Origin of the sequence: Sphingomonas sp. PP-CE-1G-424 (assembly GCF_004341085.1) — a bacterium.
In the GTDB taxonomy this organism is placed as follows: Bacteria; Pseudomonadota; Alphaproteobacteria; order Sphingomonadales; family Sphingomonadaceae; genus Sphingomonas.
In genome coordinates, this window is the sequence record NZ_SLXW01000002.1 from 522,427 (window position 1) to 536,012 (window position 13,586).

Annotated in this window: 16 protein-coding genes; 7 read left to right on the forward strand and 9 right to left on the reverse strand. The window is 66.1% G+C overall.

What is annotated here, in order from left to right; all coding sequences use genetic code 11:
• Position 1: 1 nt before the first annotated feature.
• The 3 genes from C8J43_RS07495 to C8J43_RS07505 form a co-directional block, all read right to left on the reverse strand.
• Positions 2-655, reverse strand: coding sequence for a fasciclin domain-containing protein (locus C8J43_RS07495; protein ID WP_133030363.1), 654 nt, complete (start codon positions 653-655; stop codon positions 2-4).
• 135 nt (positions 656-790) lie between these two features.
• On the reverse strand, positions 791-1,423 hold the full coding sequence (locus C8J43_RS07500) for a fasciclin domain-containing protein (RefSeq protein WP_133030364.1): 633 nt from the start codon (positions 1,421-1,423) through the stop codon (positions 791-793).
• A gap of 238 nt (positions 1,424-1,661) precedes the next feature.
• A complete protein-coding gene (locus C8J43_RS07505; protein ID WP_133030365.1) occupies positions 1,662-2,564 on the reverse strand; it encodes a hydrogen peroxide-inducible genes activator in 903 nt (300 codons plus the stop codon).
• Positions 2,565-2,712: 148 nt separating this feature from the next.
• Here C8J43_RS07505 and C8J43_RS07510 point away from each other — a divergent pair, with 148 nt between their 5' ends.
• Positions 2,713-3,258 carry a peroxiredoxin gene (locus C8J43_RS07510; RefSeq protein WP_055879693.1) on the forward strand — a complete coding sequence of 182 codons (546 nt, stop codon included), beginning with the start codon at positions 2,713-2,715 and terminating at the stop codon, positions 3,256-3,258.
• Positions 3,259-3,386: 128 nt separating this feature from the next.
• Entirely contained in the window at positions 3,387-3,905 is a 519-nt protein-coding gene (locus tag C8J43_RS07515) for a carboxymuconolactone decarboxylase family protein (protein ID WP_121904218.1), read from the forward strand.
• A gap of 131 nt (positions 3,906-4,036) precedes the next feature.
• Here the strand turns inward: C8J43_RS07515 and C8J43_RS07520 are convergent, their stop codons facing one another.
• Positions 4,037-4,810, reverse strand: a complete 774-nt coding sequence (locus C8J43_RS07520; protein WP_093400338.1) for a sulfite exporter TauE/SafE family protein — start codon at positions 4,808-4,810, stop codon at positions 4,037-4,039.
• Positions 4,811-4,966: 156 nt separating this feature from the next.
• Between C8J43_RS07520 and epsC the strand changes: the two genes are divergently transcribed.
• Both epsC and C8J43_RS07530 read left to right on the forward strand, forming a co-directional pair.
• Complete coding sequence (gene epsC, locus C8J43_RS07525; protein WP_056057758.1) at positions 4,967-5,659, forward strand: serine O-acetyltransferase EpsC; 693 nt, start codon at positions 4,967-4,969, stop codon at positions 5,657-5,659.
• A 13-nt stretch (positions 5,660-5,672) separates the two neighbouring features.
• Positions 5,673-6,011 (forward strand): DUF2794 domain-containing protein, encoded by a 339-nt coding sequence (locus C8J43_RS07530; RefSeq protein WP_056051400.1) that lies wholly within the window; start codon positions 5,673-5,675, stop codon positions 6,009-6,011.
• Between the two features lie 132 nt (positions 6,012-6,143).
• On the opposite strand, the gene pncB is transcribed toward C8J43_RS07530, so the two are convergent.
• Entirely contained in the window at positions 6,144-7,448 is a 1,305-nt protein-coding gene (pncB, locus tag C8J43_RS07535; RefSeq protein WP_133030366.1) for a nicotinate phosphoribosyltransferase, read from the reverse strand.
• Between the two features lie 83 nt (positions 7,449-7,531).
• On the opposite strand from pncB, the gene C8J43_RS07540 reads away from it, so the two are divergent.
• Positions 7,532-8,140, forward strand: a complete 609-nt coding sequence (locus C8J43_RS07540; protein WP_121904214.1) for an isochorismatase family protein — start codon at positions 7,532-7,534, stop codon at positions 8,138-8,140.
• A gap of 100 nt (positions 8,141-8,240) precedes the next feature.
• Here C8J43_RS07540 and C8J43_RS07545 read toward each other — a convergent pair whose 3' ends face one another.
• On the reverse strand, positions 8,241-9,536 hold the full coding sequence (locus C8J43_RS07545; RefSeq protein WP_121904664.1) for a glycoside hydrolase family 130 protein: 1,296 nt from the start codon (positions 9,534-9,536) through the stop codon (positions 8,241-8,243).
• Positions 9,537-9,697: 161 nt separating this feature from the next.
• On the opposite strand from C8J43_RS07545, the gene C8J43_RS21855 reads away from it, so the two are divergent.
• Positions 9,698-9,874: a hypothetical protein gene (locus C8J43_RS21855; RefSeq protein ID WP_165899570.1), complete on the forward strand. Its 177-nt coding sequence runs from the start codon at positions 9,698-9,700 to the stop codon at positions 9,872-9,874.
• A 52-nt stretch (positions 9,875-9,926) separates the two neighbouring features.
• Here C8J43_RS21855 and C8J43_RS07550 read toward each other — a convergent pair whose 3' ends face one another.
• From C8J43_RS07550 to C8J43_RS07560, 3 genes are all read right to left on the reverse strand, one after another.
• Positions 9,927-10,715: an EF-hand domain-containing protein gene (locus tag C8J43_RS07550; RefSeq protein ID WP_133030367.1), complete on the reverse strand. Its 789-nt coding sequence runs from the start codon at positions 10,713-10,715 to the stop codon at positions 9,927-9,929.
• An 89-nt stretch (positions 10,716-10,804) separates the two neighbouring features.
• Entirely contained in the window at positions 10,805-12,166 is a 1,362-nt protein-coding gene (locus C8J43_RS07555) for a HAMP domain-containing sensor histidine kinase (protein WP_243645463.1), read from the reverse strand.
• Complete coding sequence (locus tag C8J43_RS07560) at positions 12,163-12,885, reverse strand: response regulator (RefSeq protein WP_133030369.1); 723 nt, start codon at positions 12,883-12,885, stop codon at positions 12,163-12,165. Before C8J43_RS07560 ends, C8J43_RS07555 begins: the two co-directional genes overlap by 4 nt.
• Positions 12,886-13,082: 197 nt before the next feature.
• Between C8J43_RS07560 and C8J43_RS07565 the strand changes: the two genes are divergently transcribed.
• Positions 13,083-13,517, forward strand: a complete 435-nt coding sequence (locus C8J43_RS07565) for a hypothetical protein (protein ID WP_133030370.1) — start codon at positions 13,083-13,085, stop codon at positions 13,515-13,517.
• The last annotated feature ends 69 nt before the right edge of the window (positions 13,518-13,586 follow it).

Consider the following 13,586-nt stretch of genomic DNA (forward strand, 5'->3'; position numbering starts at 1 on the left):
ATCAGCCGAGCTTCGGAACGCTCATGCCGTTGGTGAGATGAACGACGCCGTTCGTCTCCTTGATGTCCGCCGTATCGACGAACGACTTGATCCCGGCGGTATCGGTCAGCGCGATATTGCCGTTGGCTTCGAGCGACGCGATCAGCGGCTGACCGGCGAGCGTGGTCAGCGTGGCCTTGCCACCGCCCGCGGTGATCTGCGCCTTCAGCTGCTCCGACGTCAGCGCACCGGCGACGACGTGATACTTGATGATCGTCGCCAGCGTCGGCACCGACTCAGGCTTCAGCAGCGTGTCGAGCGCACCCGCGGGCAGACGCGTGAACGCTTCGTCGCTCGGCGCGAACAGCGTGTACGGGCCGGGGCCTGCGAGCGTCGTCTGCAACTTCGCTGCGGTGACCAGCTTGGTCAGCGTCGCACGGTTCGGCAGCGTCGGGAGAGCGGCCGCGATCGTCGTGGTCGCTGCGGCCGTCGACGCAGCGGGCGCACCGGCAGCCTGAGGCGCTGCGGTCGTCGCGCCCGGCGCCGCTGCCGTCGGAGCAGCCGTCGTGGGCGCGCCCGTCCGCGGCGCAGCAGGTGCGGTGGTCTGCGCGGTCGCGCCGGTGGCGAGGAGCAGGCTCGATGCGGCTGCGATCATCAGGTTGGTCTTAACAGTCATCTGCAACTCCAGAGATTGTGGAAGGGACGTGTGAAACTCGAACGGAAAAACTTGGGTTAGGTATCGGTCGGACTCAATGATTTTGCCGACAAGCCGCAGCATCGGCGCGATGAATCGAGCCTAATTGCACTCAGATCAACTCAGCTTGGGCACGATCACGCCGTTGACGACATGAACGATGCCGTTCGACTGGCGGACATCTGCGGTCTCGACATAGCTCTTGTTGCCGTTGACATCGGTGAGCGTGATCACCGCGCCGACCAGCGTCGCGGTGATCGAGTCGCCCTCGACCGTGGTCAGCGTCGCGGTACCGCCGCCTGTCGTGATGCGGCGGCGCAGATCGTCGGCGGTCACGACGCCGGGCACGACGTGATAGGTCAGCACCTTGGTCAGCGAGGCCTTGTTCTCCGGCTTCAGCAACGTGTCGACCATGCCGGGGGCAAGCCGCCCGAACGCGTCGTTGGTGGGTGCGAACACCGTGAACGGCCCCGGCCCAGACAAGGTCGGCACCAAGCCAGCTGCCTTCACCGCGGCAACCAGCGTCGAGAGATTGGGCGCCGCCGACGCGTTGTCGACGATCGTCTGCGTCGCCATCATCGGCACGCCGCCGACGGTCGGATTGGCCACCGCGGGCGGCCCGTTCGGGACGGCGAGCGCGGGATTGATCGGCGTGGTCGACGCACTGGCGACGTCGTCCTTCGATTTGCCACTGCACGCCGCAAGCGCCAGCGCACCCGTGATCAGCAGTAGCGGAAGCGTCTTCGACATCGTTGGATCTCCAGCGGGAACTGCGAAACATACGATCGAACGCCGAGTTGGTTGCGCACCCGTGCCAATCTCGGGTCAAGGTGAAGACCGAGCGCGCTCAATTCGCAACGGTCTCCCATCCCTGAAAGGGAGGGGCAGGGGGTGGGTCGGCCAGCTTGTGTCGTGAGATTGCCTGATACGGGCGCCGACCCACCCCCAACCCCTCCCTTCCAGGGAGGGGCACAGAAGGAGAGGGCGACTACTGAACGTCGGCGAGCGCCTTCGCCATCAACCGGAAATCCTTCTCGCGCGGGCTCGCCCGCCGCCAGACCAGCGCGATCTTCCGCACGGCATTGATCTCGTCGAGCGGGCGTGCGGTGATGTTGGTGTTGTCGAGTATCCCGGCCTTGAGCGCCATCTCCGGCAGCATCGTGATGCCGAGCCTATTGTCGACCATCTGCACGATCGTGTGCAGCGACGTGCCGAGCATAGTCGCCTCCGCGCGCAACTCCGGCCGGTTGCACGCGCCGAGCGCATGATCCTTCAGGCAGTGTCCGTCCTCGAGCAGCAGCAGCCGCGTCTCGTCGATCGCCGACGCCGGGATCGCAGGCAGCGCGGTCGGCTCTTCGCCCGACGGATAGGCCACGAACAGCCGATCCTCGAACAGCGTCTCCGACGTCACCTCGCCACACGCATAGGGGAGCGCGAGGAGCACGCAGTCAGTGCGGCCGTTGTGCAGCCCCTCGCAGGCCGGACCGCTCGGCTCCTCGCGCAAAAACAGCTTGAGGTCGGGATAATCCTTCCGCAACCGTGGCAGGATCCTCGGCAGCATGAACGGCGCGATCGTCGGGATGACGCTCATCCGCATGTCGCCCGAAAGCGGCTGGCCGGCGGCACGCGCCATGTCGCCCAGTTCCTCCGCCTCGCGCAGCACGCGCCGCGCCTTGTCGGCGATCCCGTCGCCCAGCGGCGTGAACCGCACGACTCGACGGGTCCGCTCGACAAGCACCACGCCGATCAGCGTTTCGAGCTCGCGCAGGCCCGCCGACAGCGTCGATTGCGTCACGAAACACGCCTCCGCGGCACGTCCGAAATGGCCGTGGTCCTTCAGCGCAACAAGATATTGCAACTGTTTCAACGTGGGTAGGTAGGTCGCCGCCATTAATCGCCTCTATCGATCATCAGATGATAAATAGAGCGTTGGATCGATTACACCAGCCCCCATATACCGCATTGCACAACGACCGAGCGGGCCAACCGCTGCCTTTGAGGATGCCTGGAGCCGAGTTTATTTCCAGGAGGCTTCCATCATGTTGACCATCGGCGACCAGTTCCCATCGATGACCATTCCCGTCCAGCAGGGCACCGCAGCGCTGCCCGCCGGCGAGACGCTCGACCTGACGACGGCATATCCCGGCAAGTGGAAGGTGCTGTTCTACTGGCCGAAGGACTTCACGTTCGTGTGCCCGACCGAGATCGTCGGCTACAGCGACATCCGCGGCGATTTCGAGGACCGCGACGCCGTGCTGATCGGCGCGTCGACCGATACCGCGCACGTCCACCTCGCCTGGCGCAAGTCGGACGCGGACCTTGCCGCCGCAGACTTCCCGTGGCTCGCGGATAACGGCGCGAAGCTCGCCGACGCGCTCGGCATCGTCGACAAGAACGAGCATGTGGCGTTCCGTGCGACCTTCATCATCGATCCGGACAACGTCATTCAGGCGGTCCAGGTCAACGGCCTGAACGTCGGCCGCAACCCCGCCGAGACGCTCCGCGTGCTCGACGCGCTGCAGACCGACGAGCTCTGCCCGTGCAACTGGAACAAGGGCGACGACGTCCTCCAGCTCGCTGCGTAACTAAAACTCCCCTCCCGTTCACGGGAGGGGTTGGGGGAGGGCGTGTCCATACGGGCCGCCCTCTCTTTTTGTCTCCAGTCCCTCCCCCGACCCCTCCCGCAGGCGGAAGGGGAGCAGAAGGAATTATCATGTCGCTCAAGGAATTCGCAGGGCAACTGCCCGACTACGCCAAGGACATCCGTCTCAACGTCGGCTCGCTGCTGAACGAGACGCATCTGTCCGACCAGCGCAAATACGGCCTGCTGCTCACCTGCGCACACGGCTCGGGCTACAAGCCGCTGGTCGAGGCCGCCGAAGCCGAATGCGTGCCGAAGCTCTCGCCCGAGGCCGCGAACGCAGCGCGCGCGGCGGCTGCGGTGATGGCGATGAACAACGTCTATTACCGGTTCACGCATCTCGCCGGGAACCAGGAATATCGCAACATGCCGGCCAAGCTGCGGATGAACGTGATCGGCCAGCCGGGTATCGACAAGGTCGATTTCGAGCTGTTCAGCCTGGCCGTGTCGGCGATGAACGGCTGCGGCATGTGCATCGACAGCCACGAGCAGATTTTGAAGAAGGCAGGCGTTACGGCAGAAGCGATCCAGACCTCGGTCCGCATCGGCGCCGTGATGGCGGCGGTCGCGACGGTCCACGCAACGTTGTGAAGTAATCCCCCTCCCAAACCGCTTCCGTCATCCTGACGAAAGTCAGGATCCAGAGCCAATATCGTAGCGCCCGATACTCTGGATCCTGGCGTTCGCCAGGATGACGGGAGCGAGTTTGGCGGGGGAAGGACTTAGTGCCAGATCGCGCGGTATAGTCCGAACAAGCTGGTGATGGTCAGGATCACGCCGACCAGCACCATCAGCGTCTTCGCCGGCACGCGCTTCGCCAGCATCGCCCCGAACGGAGCGGCCAGCACGCCGCCGATCAGCAACCCCACCGTCGCCTGCGTGAACGCCGCCCAGCCGAGCTGCGTGATGAACGTCGCCGAGATCGTCGCGGTCAGGAAGAACTCCGCGGTATTCACCGTCCCGATCGTGGTCCGCGGCGATGCGCCCTGGACCAGCAGGTTCGACGTCACCACCGGGCCCCAGCCGCCACCGCCCGCCGCATCGAGAAACCCGCCGACCAGCCCGAGCGGCTCGACGATCTTCGGCTCCTTCTGCTTCGGCGGATAACGAAGCCCGCGGTACAGCAGGTACACGCCGATCGACGTCAGATACGCGAGGATGAACGGTTTCGCCGTGCTCGCATCGATGTTCGACAGCACGTACGCGCCCAGCACGCCGCCGATAACGCCCGGGATCATCAGCCGCAGGAACAGCGTCCAGTTGACGTTCTTGTGCAGCACATGGCTGATCCCCGACACCGCGGTGGTGAAGGTCTCGACGGTATGCACGCCCGCCGACGCCGCGGCCGGCGGCACGCCGACCCACAGCAGCAGCGTGTTCGAAATCACCCCGAACGCCATCCCCAGCGCGCCATCGACGATCTGCGCGGCGAACCCGACCAGGATGAAGGGCAGGAGCGTTTCGAAGCTCAAGGTCGTCAGGTCGAACATCGGCATCCCCTCAATATTCCGCCCAGACTGCAACGCGCCGGCTTATCCCACAACAAAGATAGGCTTTACCCCGATCCCTATAGCGTGAGGCGACCCACACGCGCGGTTCTGGAAATCGATCGTTCGATACCCTAGATACGGAAATCGCGAAGGGGACTGCGGATGTCGAGCGGATTACTGGCCTATCTGGATTCGATCCGCGCCCGCGATCCCGCCCCGCATTCGCGCGCCGAAATCATGCTGTATCCCGGCGTCTGGGCGCTCGGCTATCACCGCATCGCGCACCGCCTGTACAAGGCGAAACTCTATTTCCTCGCGCGCTGCGTCAATCACTGGTCGCGCTTTACGACGGCGATCGACATCCATCCGGGCGCGACGATCGGCCGCAATTTCTTTATCGACCACGGCTTCGTCGTGATTGGCGAGACCGCGGAGATCGGCGACGACGTGACGATCTACCAGTGCGTCACGCTCGGCGGCACCAGCCCCGACAACGGCGTCCAGGGCAAGCGCCACCCGACCATCTCCGATGGCGCGATCATCGGTTCGGGCGCGCAGGTGCTGGGCCCGATCACGCTCGGCAAGCGCTCGCGTGTCGGCGCCAACGCGGTCGTCACGCGCGACGTGCCGGCGGGGACGACGGTCGTCGGCATCCCCGCGCGCGCGACCACGATCGAGGGCGGCAACGCGCCCGAGGTGCCGCGCTTCGTGCCCTACGGGACGCCGTGCAGCGAGATGTTCGATCCCGCGACGCAGAAGATGGAGATCATGCGCTGCGAGCTGGAGACGATGCGCAAGCGGCTCGACGCGCTGCTCGCCGACGAGCATCCAGAGGACCGTCGCGACCGCGCATGATGGTGGATAACTGATGGGCGTCGTACCTTTCCCCACACCGTCCAAGGCGACGCAGGTCGGCTTCGAACGCCTCGAACTGAACCGGATCCTGGACCTCTACGGCCGGATGGTCGCAGCGGGGCACTGGCGCGACTATGCGATCGATCTCGGCAAGGATGCCGCGGTGTTCGCCGCCTTCCGCCGCGCCGCCGAACGGCCGGAGTTCCGGATCGAGAAACGCCCGTCGCTGCGTAACAAGCAGGGGATGTGGGCGCTGATCGGCGAGGCCGGCGCGGTGGTGAAGCGAGGTCATGAACTCGGGCCGGTGCTGGCGCCAGTCGAGCGGCGGTTCATGAAACTGGTCGAGGACTAACTTAATTCTGCCCCCCTCCCTGAAAGGGAGGGGCTGGGGGGTGGGTAGGCCTGCTCGTGTCATAACGTTGCCTGATACGGACACCGACCCACCCCCGACCCTCCCTTCCAGGGAGGGGGGTAATGGGCCGTGTTACACCAGCACCGGCGCCGTCTCGCGGTCCGCTTCGCCGAACACTCGCAGATATCGCGCGATCTCCGCAGGTTCACCGGTCGCCTTGGCGGGATTATCCGACAGCTTCACCGCAGGCCGCCCGTTCGCCGCGATCACCTTGCAGACCAGCGAGATCGGCTCCAGCGCGGCCGCCCCATCGGGATCGCAGCCGCGGAAGTCGTTCGTCAGGTTCGTCCCCCAGCCAAAGCTCATCCGCACCCGCCCATGGAAATGCCGATACGTCTGCTCGATCGTGTCGATGTCCATCCCGTCGGAGAAGATCAGCAGTTTGGTCTTCGGATCGACGCCTTGTTCCTCCCACCAGCGGATGATCTGCTCGCCGCCCGCGATCGGCGGCGCGCTGTCGGGGCGAAAGCCGGTCCACTCCGCCAGCCAGTGCGGCGCGTTGCGCAGGAACGCGGTCGTCCCGAACGCGTCGGGGAGGGCAATCAGCAGATTGCCGTTATAATGTTGCCGCCAATGCTGGAGCACGCGGTACGGCGCCTCGGCAAGCTCGGCGTCGCTCTCGGCCAGCGCGGCGGTCACCATCGGCAGTTCGTGCGCGTTCGTGCCGATCGCCTCGAGGTCGGCATCCATAGCCAACAGCACGTTGGACGTACCGATGAACCGGTCGCCGAGCCCTTCCTTCAGCGCCTCGACGCACCAGCGCTGCCACAGGAATCCATGCCGGCGCCGCGTGCCGAAGTCCGACAGCACGAGATCGGGCAGTTCGCGCAGCCGCTCGACCTTCTCCCACAGCTTGGCCTTGGCGCGCGCGTAGACGATGTCGAGCGCGAACCGCCCGCGATCGCGCAGGGCTGCGCGCGACTTCAGTTCGTTGATGATCGTCAGCGCGGGGATTTCCCACATCGTCGTGTGCGTCCACGGGCCCTCGAAATGCAGCTCGTACTGCCCGTCGACCTTGCGCAGATCATAGGCGGGCAACTGGAACTCGGCGAGCCACGCGAGGAACTCCGGCCCGAACATCTTCTGCTTCCCATAGAAGCTGTTGCCCGCGAGCCAGATCAGCTCCTTCTTCGCGAACCGCAGCGTCCGCGCATGATCAAGCTGCGCGCGCAGTTCGTCCTCGTCGACGATCTCCGCCAGCCGCACCGTCTTGGTCCGGTTGATCAGCGCGAAAGTGGCGCTGACGTCGGGATACACCTGCCGGATCATCTGCAACATCAACAGCTTGTAGAAATCGGTATCGAGCAGGCTGCGCACGATCGGATCGAGCCGGAAATTGTGATTGTACGTCCGGGTGGCGATATCGGTCACGGCCATGCGCGCGGGCTCCTGCGTTTGCGTGGGCTGCGGGTGTCCGAGAAGACGCGTTTGTGTCAAGCAGCGGGCAAAGGAGACGGGCGATGGCGCGGTTCGTGGTCGTGGTGGATACGCAGTGGGATTTCATGGCGGAGGGCGGCGCGCTGAGCGTGGCCGGGGCGGACGCGCTGGTCGCGCCGATGCAGGCGTGGCTGTCGGCACTGCCCGCCGCCGGCACTGCCGGAGTCCTGTTCACGTTCGATACGCATTTCCGCGAAACCTATGCCGCGTCGCCCGAGGCGGCGATGTTCCCGATCCACTGCGTCCGGGGCACGAAAGGGTGGGGCAACATCCTCGACGTCGCGCTGGTCGACCCGGCGATCCCGGCGTGGCGGATCGAGAAGGGCGTGTTCGACATGTGGGCCGAACCGGGGCTGGCGATCGAGGACGCGCGCGACGAAGGGCAGCCAACGGTGTCGCGGGAGGACTTCTTCGCAGGCCTCGCCGCGAGGGGCGTTACCGACGTTACGGTCATCGGCGTTGCGGCGGACTATTGCGTTCGCTGGGCGGTCGAAGGCCTGATCGCACGTGGCTTCGCGGTAACCGTGCCGGCAGGGCTCACGCGCGGGATCGAACGGCAGATCGATGCGGTTGCGGCGGAGGATTTCGCCGGCGCGCGGTTGATCGTCCAACCAACGGAACGCATCGCGTAAGCCGGTTCGGGCAGCAGTTCGCACTCTCTATTGCTCTCCCGCGGGAGCCCAGGTTGGACCCCCGCCCTCGCGGGGGAACATGCTTTCACGCTGCCGGCGTTCATGCCATCGCCGCGAGCAACCGCCCGACATCCACCGTCGCGAACGAGGCGAAATTGTCGGCCACGCCGAACGGCAGCAGCAACGTGCGGCCATGTACGATCCCGCCACAGCTATAGACGACGTTGGGCACATACCCGTCGCGCTCCTTGGGGCTCGGCACGATCAGCGGGTCGGTCATCCGCGCGAGCAGCTTGGTCGGGTCGGCCTTGTCGAGCAGGCACGCGCCGACGCAGTAATTGCGGACGCTGCCGACCCCGTGGGTCAGCACCAGCCAGCCCTCGTCGATCTCGATCGGCGAGCCGCAATTGCCCATCTGGATGAACTCCCACGGCCATTTCGGCTCGACGATCCTAATGCCCCCGTCCCAGGTCAGCAGGTCGTCCGAGGTCAGGTACCAGATATTCTCGTTGTCCTGTCGCCCGAGCATCGCATAGCGCCCGTGGATCTTCCGCGGGAACAGCGCCATACCCTTGGTGCCCGCGACCGCGCCGCGCATCGGCTGCATCTCGAACGTCTTGAAATCCTCGCCGCGCAGCAGTTCGCAGCGTGTCTCGGAGCCGCTGAACGCGGTATAGGTGCCGAGATACTGGACCTCGCCGGCATCCTCGAACCGGACGAGCCGCAGATCCTCGATCCCCTGGCGCTGGCTCGGCAGGATCGGGAAGATCACGGTTTCGGACAGCTCGCGACTATTGCCGCATTGCAGCCGGGTGGGGCCGCCATCGGTCGCGCCCTGATCCGACGGTTCGATCCGCGGCGGCACAGCTGTCCGGCTGGCGGGATCGACCGAGAAGCCGTCCTGCGGCGACCAACTCCCCGTGCGGAACGTCACCGACGAGACATGACCCTCGCCGATCCCGCGCAGCGACAGGATGAAGCGGAGACCATCGTCGGGCGCGCCGGTCTGATCCGGGTGCAGCACCATGCTCGGGTTGAACAGCGCAGCGGCCTCGAACGAATATTCCTCGCTGAGATACGCGCCGATCAGCACCTGCTGGTCGCGCGTGATGGTGCGGGCGTCCGGCGTCCTCGCCATGACTTCGCCGAAGCGGTGGAGCAGCAGGTCGTCAACGTCGCGGTGGCGCTCGTCGAGCGACGCCGTGACGCGTTCGCGTTCGGCATGCAGCTCGTCGGGGGTCAGCGACAGCACGCGGTCGATCACGCGCTCGACGCGAGGATGACCCTCGACTTTGAACGGACCCGGATAGTCGACGTTGAACGGGCGGATCACGGTCCGCGACGGATCGGGGCGCAGCTGGATGTTCGAGAAGGTGACGAGGTCCGTTACGGCCATGATCGGCTCCCTTGTGCGCCGACCGGCGCGGTGCGGTATCGACTGCAAACGCCGGAGCACCCGGATCGCCGCATGACAAACCCTTCACCGCACAGACAACAGACATACGCGGGAAAACATGGCGCGTCATGACCGACGTTCGATCTTGGGGTGGAGGCGGCATGCGCGGACTATCGACACACGCCAGCGACTGCGCGCTGGGGTTGCACGCACCGCGGTCACGCCACCGCGACCGTGAGGACCAGCCGGTCCAGCGTTCCGCCTGTCGACGCTGTGGCGCAGCGATCGTCAAATCCGCGGTCAGCCGCCGCTGGATCGTCTCGGGCGTGCTCGGCTGACCCGGTCGCGATATTGGTAAAAGGGGCGTCCGATCCGCCGCCGTCGCCACGATTATGGCGTATCGCGATCCGGCGGCGGGGCAGGGTGATCTGATCCGTTCCGCCACGTTTCGGCGCCGGCCTTCGGCAATTCGCCGCGGGTCAGCGCACCATCGCGATTGCGGTCGAGTGCGGCGAACCGGGTCGCGGCGGCCATCGCGAATTCGGATCGATCGACGCCGCGGTTCAGGTTGCGATCGGCCGCGATGACCGGTTCGGGGAAATCGAAGAACCCGAATTTCGCGGCACCGAGCCGTTCATGGACGGTGGCATCGGTCTTCTTGCCGTCGTCGCTGTCCCTGTGCATCCTCTGACCGCCGCCGCCGCCGCCGCCGCCGCCGCCGCCCTGCCTTCGTCCACCACCGGCGCCGCGACCACCACGCCCCCCAGGGCCGCGTGCTCCCGATGAAATCCCGCCGCCGCCCGACGCGACACGGATCTCGGGAACCAGGACGTTTTCGTAATAGGCGATGTCGTCGGGATCGATCTCGCCGTCGTTCCCGCGATCGAGCACCGCGAAGAACCGCATCGCATCGCGCTGGAATTCCGCTTCGGTGATACGACCATCGCCGTCGGCGTCGGCACCCGCGAACCAGAGCGCCTCCGCCGCGCCGGGGTGTTGCGACGCCCTGAACGGTTCGCCCATCGGACTGACGAACAACTGCCCGTGACCGTGGTCGGCCCCCGCGTCGGCAAGGCGATGTGCGGCATCATCGTGCGCGCTCGATCCGCGTTGTCTCGGCAGGTCGCCAGCGCACCCCGCCAGCGCGCCAGCCAGGCCGATAAGAAATACTGTGCGCATGACGCCTCCTCGATACCGTGACGGCCAACTGGCACGCGAAACGTTGCCCCGATATGTCGGGCCGCGCCGGTACCGACGTATCGCTCAGGTCATACGGGCAACGTCACCCGCACCAGCAGGCCACCGTCGGCGCGGTTTTTGATCGTCGCCTCGCCGCCATGTCCGCGGGCGACCGCGCGCACGCTGGCGAGGCCCAGCCCGCTGCCGCCGGTATCGCGGTTGCGCGAGTGTTCGGCGCGAAAGAACGGCTCGAACGCGCGCGCCAGGTCGGCGGGTGCCATGCCGCTACCGGAGTCGAACACTTCGAGCACGGCCATCCCGCCGGCGCGGTGGAGCAGGACTTCGGCATGCCCGGCATAATTGACGGCATTGCCCACCAGATTCGCGAGCAGCGCCTTCAGCGACGGCGTGTCGCCTTCGATGATCAGTGGCGATCCGGGGTGCAGCACCACCTGATCGCCGCGATCCGCAAAATCGTCGGTCACGCTTTCGGCGAGCGATCTAAGGTCAAGCTTCTGGCGGCGGACATGGCGGGTCATGTCGCGGACGAATGCCATCGCCGAGCCGATCCGCTGGCTCATCTCCTGGATATCGCCTTCGCTTGCGATCCGAATATCTTCCGGCGCCTTTTCGAGCCGCAGCGACAGCCGCATCAGCGGCGTCCGCAGATCGTGCGCGACCGCTGCGATCAGCGTGGTACGATCCTCGACGTACCGGTTGAGCCGTTCCTGCATCAGGTTGAACGCGCTGGCGGCTTCGGCGATCTCGGGCGGACCGGTGACGGGCAGGGGGGCGGCCCGCGGATCGCGGCCGAGCCGTTCGGCGGCGGCGGCAAACCGCCCGATCGGAGTCGCGACGCGGCGGGCCAACAGCAGGGCGATCGGCGCGACGACCGCCATCGCCGCCAGGAACCACAGGACGATGCGCGCGCGCCAGGGCCCGATCGTGCCGTTGGTTGGCCGGATCACGAGCCACCGCCCGTCCGGCCGCTCTATCGACACAACGAACGGTCCGAACAAGGCGTTCTCGAAGAGGTGATGACGGGATCTGACCATGCCCATCGGCACCGGGGGGCGAAGCGCTCCCGCCAGCATCGGCATCGCGGAGGGTTCGGTCTCGACGGTCACGCGCTCTGCCGGCAGCGCAAGGTCGTTGGCGATCAGTTTGGCGAGGCGTGCATCGCGCGAACTGTCGGACGGTCGAGGGGGGCCGCCCGTGATTCTCATGGTGAGCAATTTTGCCGGGTCGCTGCCTGAGCGGACCACGCCGGCAACGCGCGCCGTCGTGTAGATCACGGGCATCGGCGGCGGCATCAACAGCACGATCGCGAAGTTCAGGATCTGGACCAGCAGCACCGTCGTCAGCAGCAACGCGAGGATCCGGACGAACAGCGTCCACGGACGCAGCCTGCCGAGTTTCGACGGCGTGTACATCGTGGCAGGTTGCGTCACTGTCGGGCCACGCGCGGTACGAAGAAATAGCCCTCGTTGCGGATCGTGCGGATGATCTCGTCGCCGCGCGAGCGAAGCTTGCGGCGCAACCGGCTGACCTGCACGTCGATCGCGCGATCGAACGCGTCGGTGTCGGGTCCGCGCGCCGCCTCCAGCAGCGCATCGCGCGCCAGCACGCGTCTCGGCCGCTCGACGAACGCGCGCAGAACCGCGAACTCGCCGTCGGTCAGGTCGATCAGTGTGCCGTCCGGATCGAACAGCTCGTGCGCCGCGAAATCGACACGCCAGCCGAGGAATGCGAACGACCGGCTTTCACCGGCATCCTGGATTTCGCGCGCGCGCAGTGCGGCACGGACGGTCGCCAGGATCTCCCTCGGGCTGCACGGCTTGGACAGATAGTGGCTCGCGCCGATTTCGAGGCCGAGGATCCGATCGGGTTCATCGCCCAGCGCGCTGAGCATCACGATCGGCGGTGCGCCGACCCGCGCGAGCCGGCGGCAGACGGACACGCCATCTTCGCCGGGCATCATCACGTCGAGCAGGATCAGCGATACCGGGCACCGCGCCAGGACGGCGTCCATCTCCTGCGCATTGGTGGCCGTCTCGACCTGAAACCCATGCATGCCGAGGCTCTGCGCCAACAGCGTCCGGATCATGTGGTCGTCGTCGACCACCAGCAGCACGGGCTTGGCCGACTCTTGAACAGGCGTTGAATTCATCGGTCTTTCTTAGGTCGGCGATGTGTTCGCGATGTTTCTGCGCCGATCATCATCGGGATATCAGGCCATATAGTCGGCGAATAGCAGGGAACGGTCTTCGTGATCTCAGTACAACGGGCCGGCGTCCCACCAGAATAGCGATTGTGTTACATACTATCGTCAGCGTGCTGTAAGGTCGGGTCGGCACGATGTGCGGCATGACGCCGTCGAGTCTTCCTGCGCTTGCCATCGGGGTCGTGCGGATCGTCGCAACCGCCGCGGTCTGCGCGCTGCTCGCATTTGCCGGTACGGCGGCGGACGATCCGTGGCGGCCTTACCGCATCGAGATCGGCAGGCAGTGCCCGGCGAAGCATCTGGAATGGCTGTCCCCCGCCGATCTCCGTGACGTGCTCGAGACGTACGAGGCCAGTGCCGCGCCCCGCACACACGCCGCGATGTCGGTTGCCGAAGCCGGCCGATGCGCCACCACGATGGCCGGGGCGACCTGCGGCAATTTGGCCGAGATCGACGCCGTGCGCAGCGCGAGAGAGTTGCCCGCGTTCGCTAAGTCGGTGTGCGCCGCCTTCTTCAAGTGTCACGGCCAGTCCGACTGCATCGCCGCCGAACCCCCACGTACCGCGCGCAAACACTAAAAAGCCGCCGCCCGGTATCCCGGACGACGGCCTCTTATTTCAGTCAGCGCGGAAGGCGTCTGACGAAAC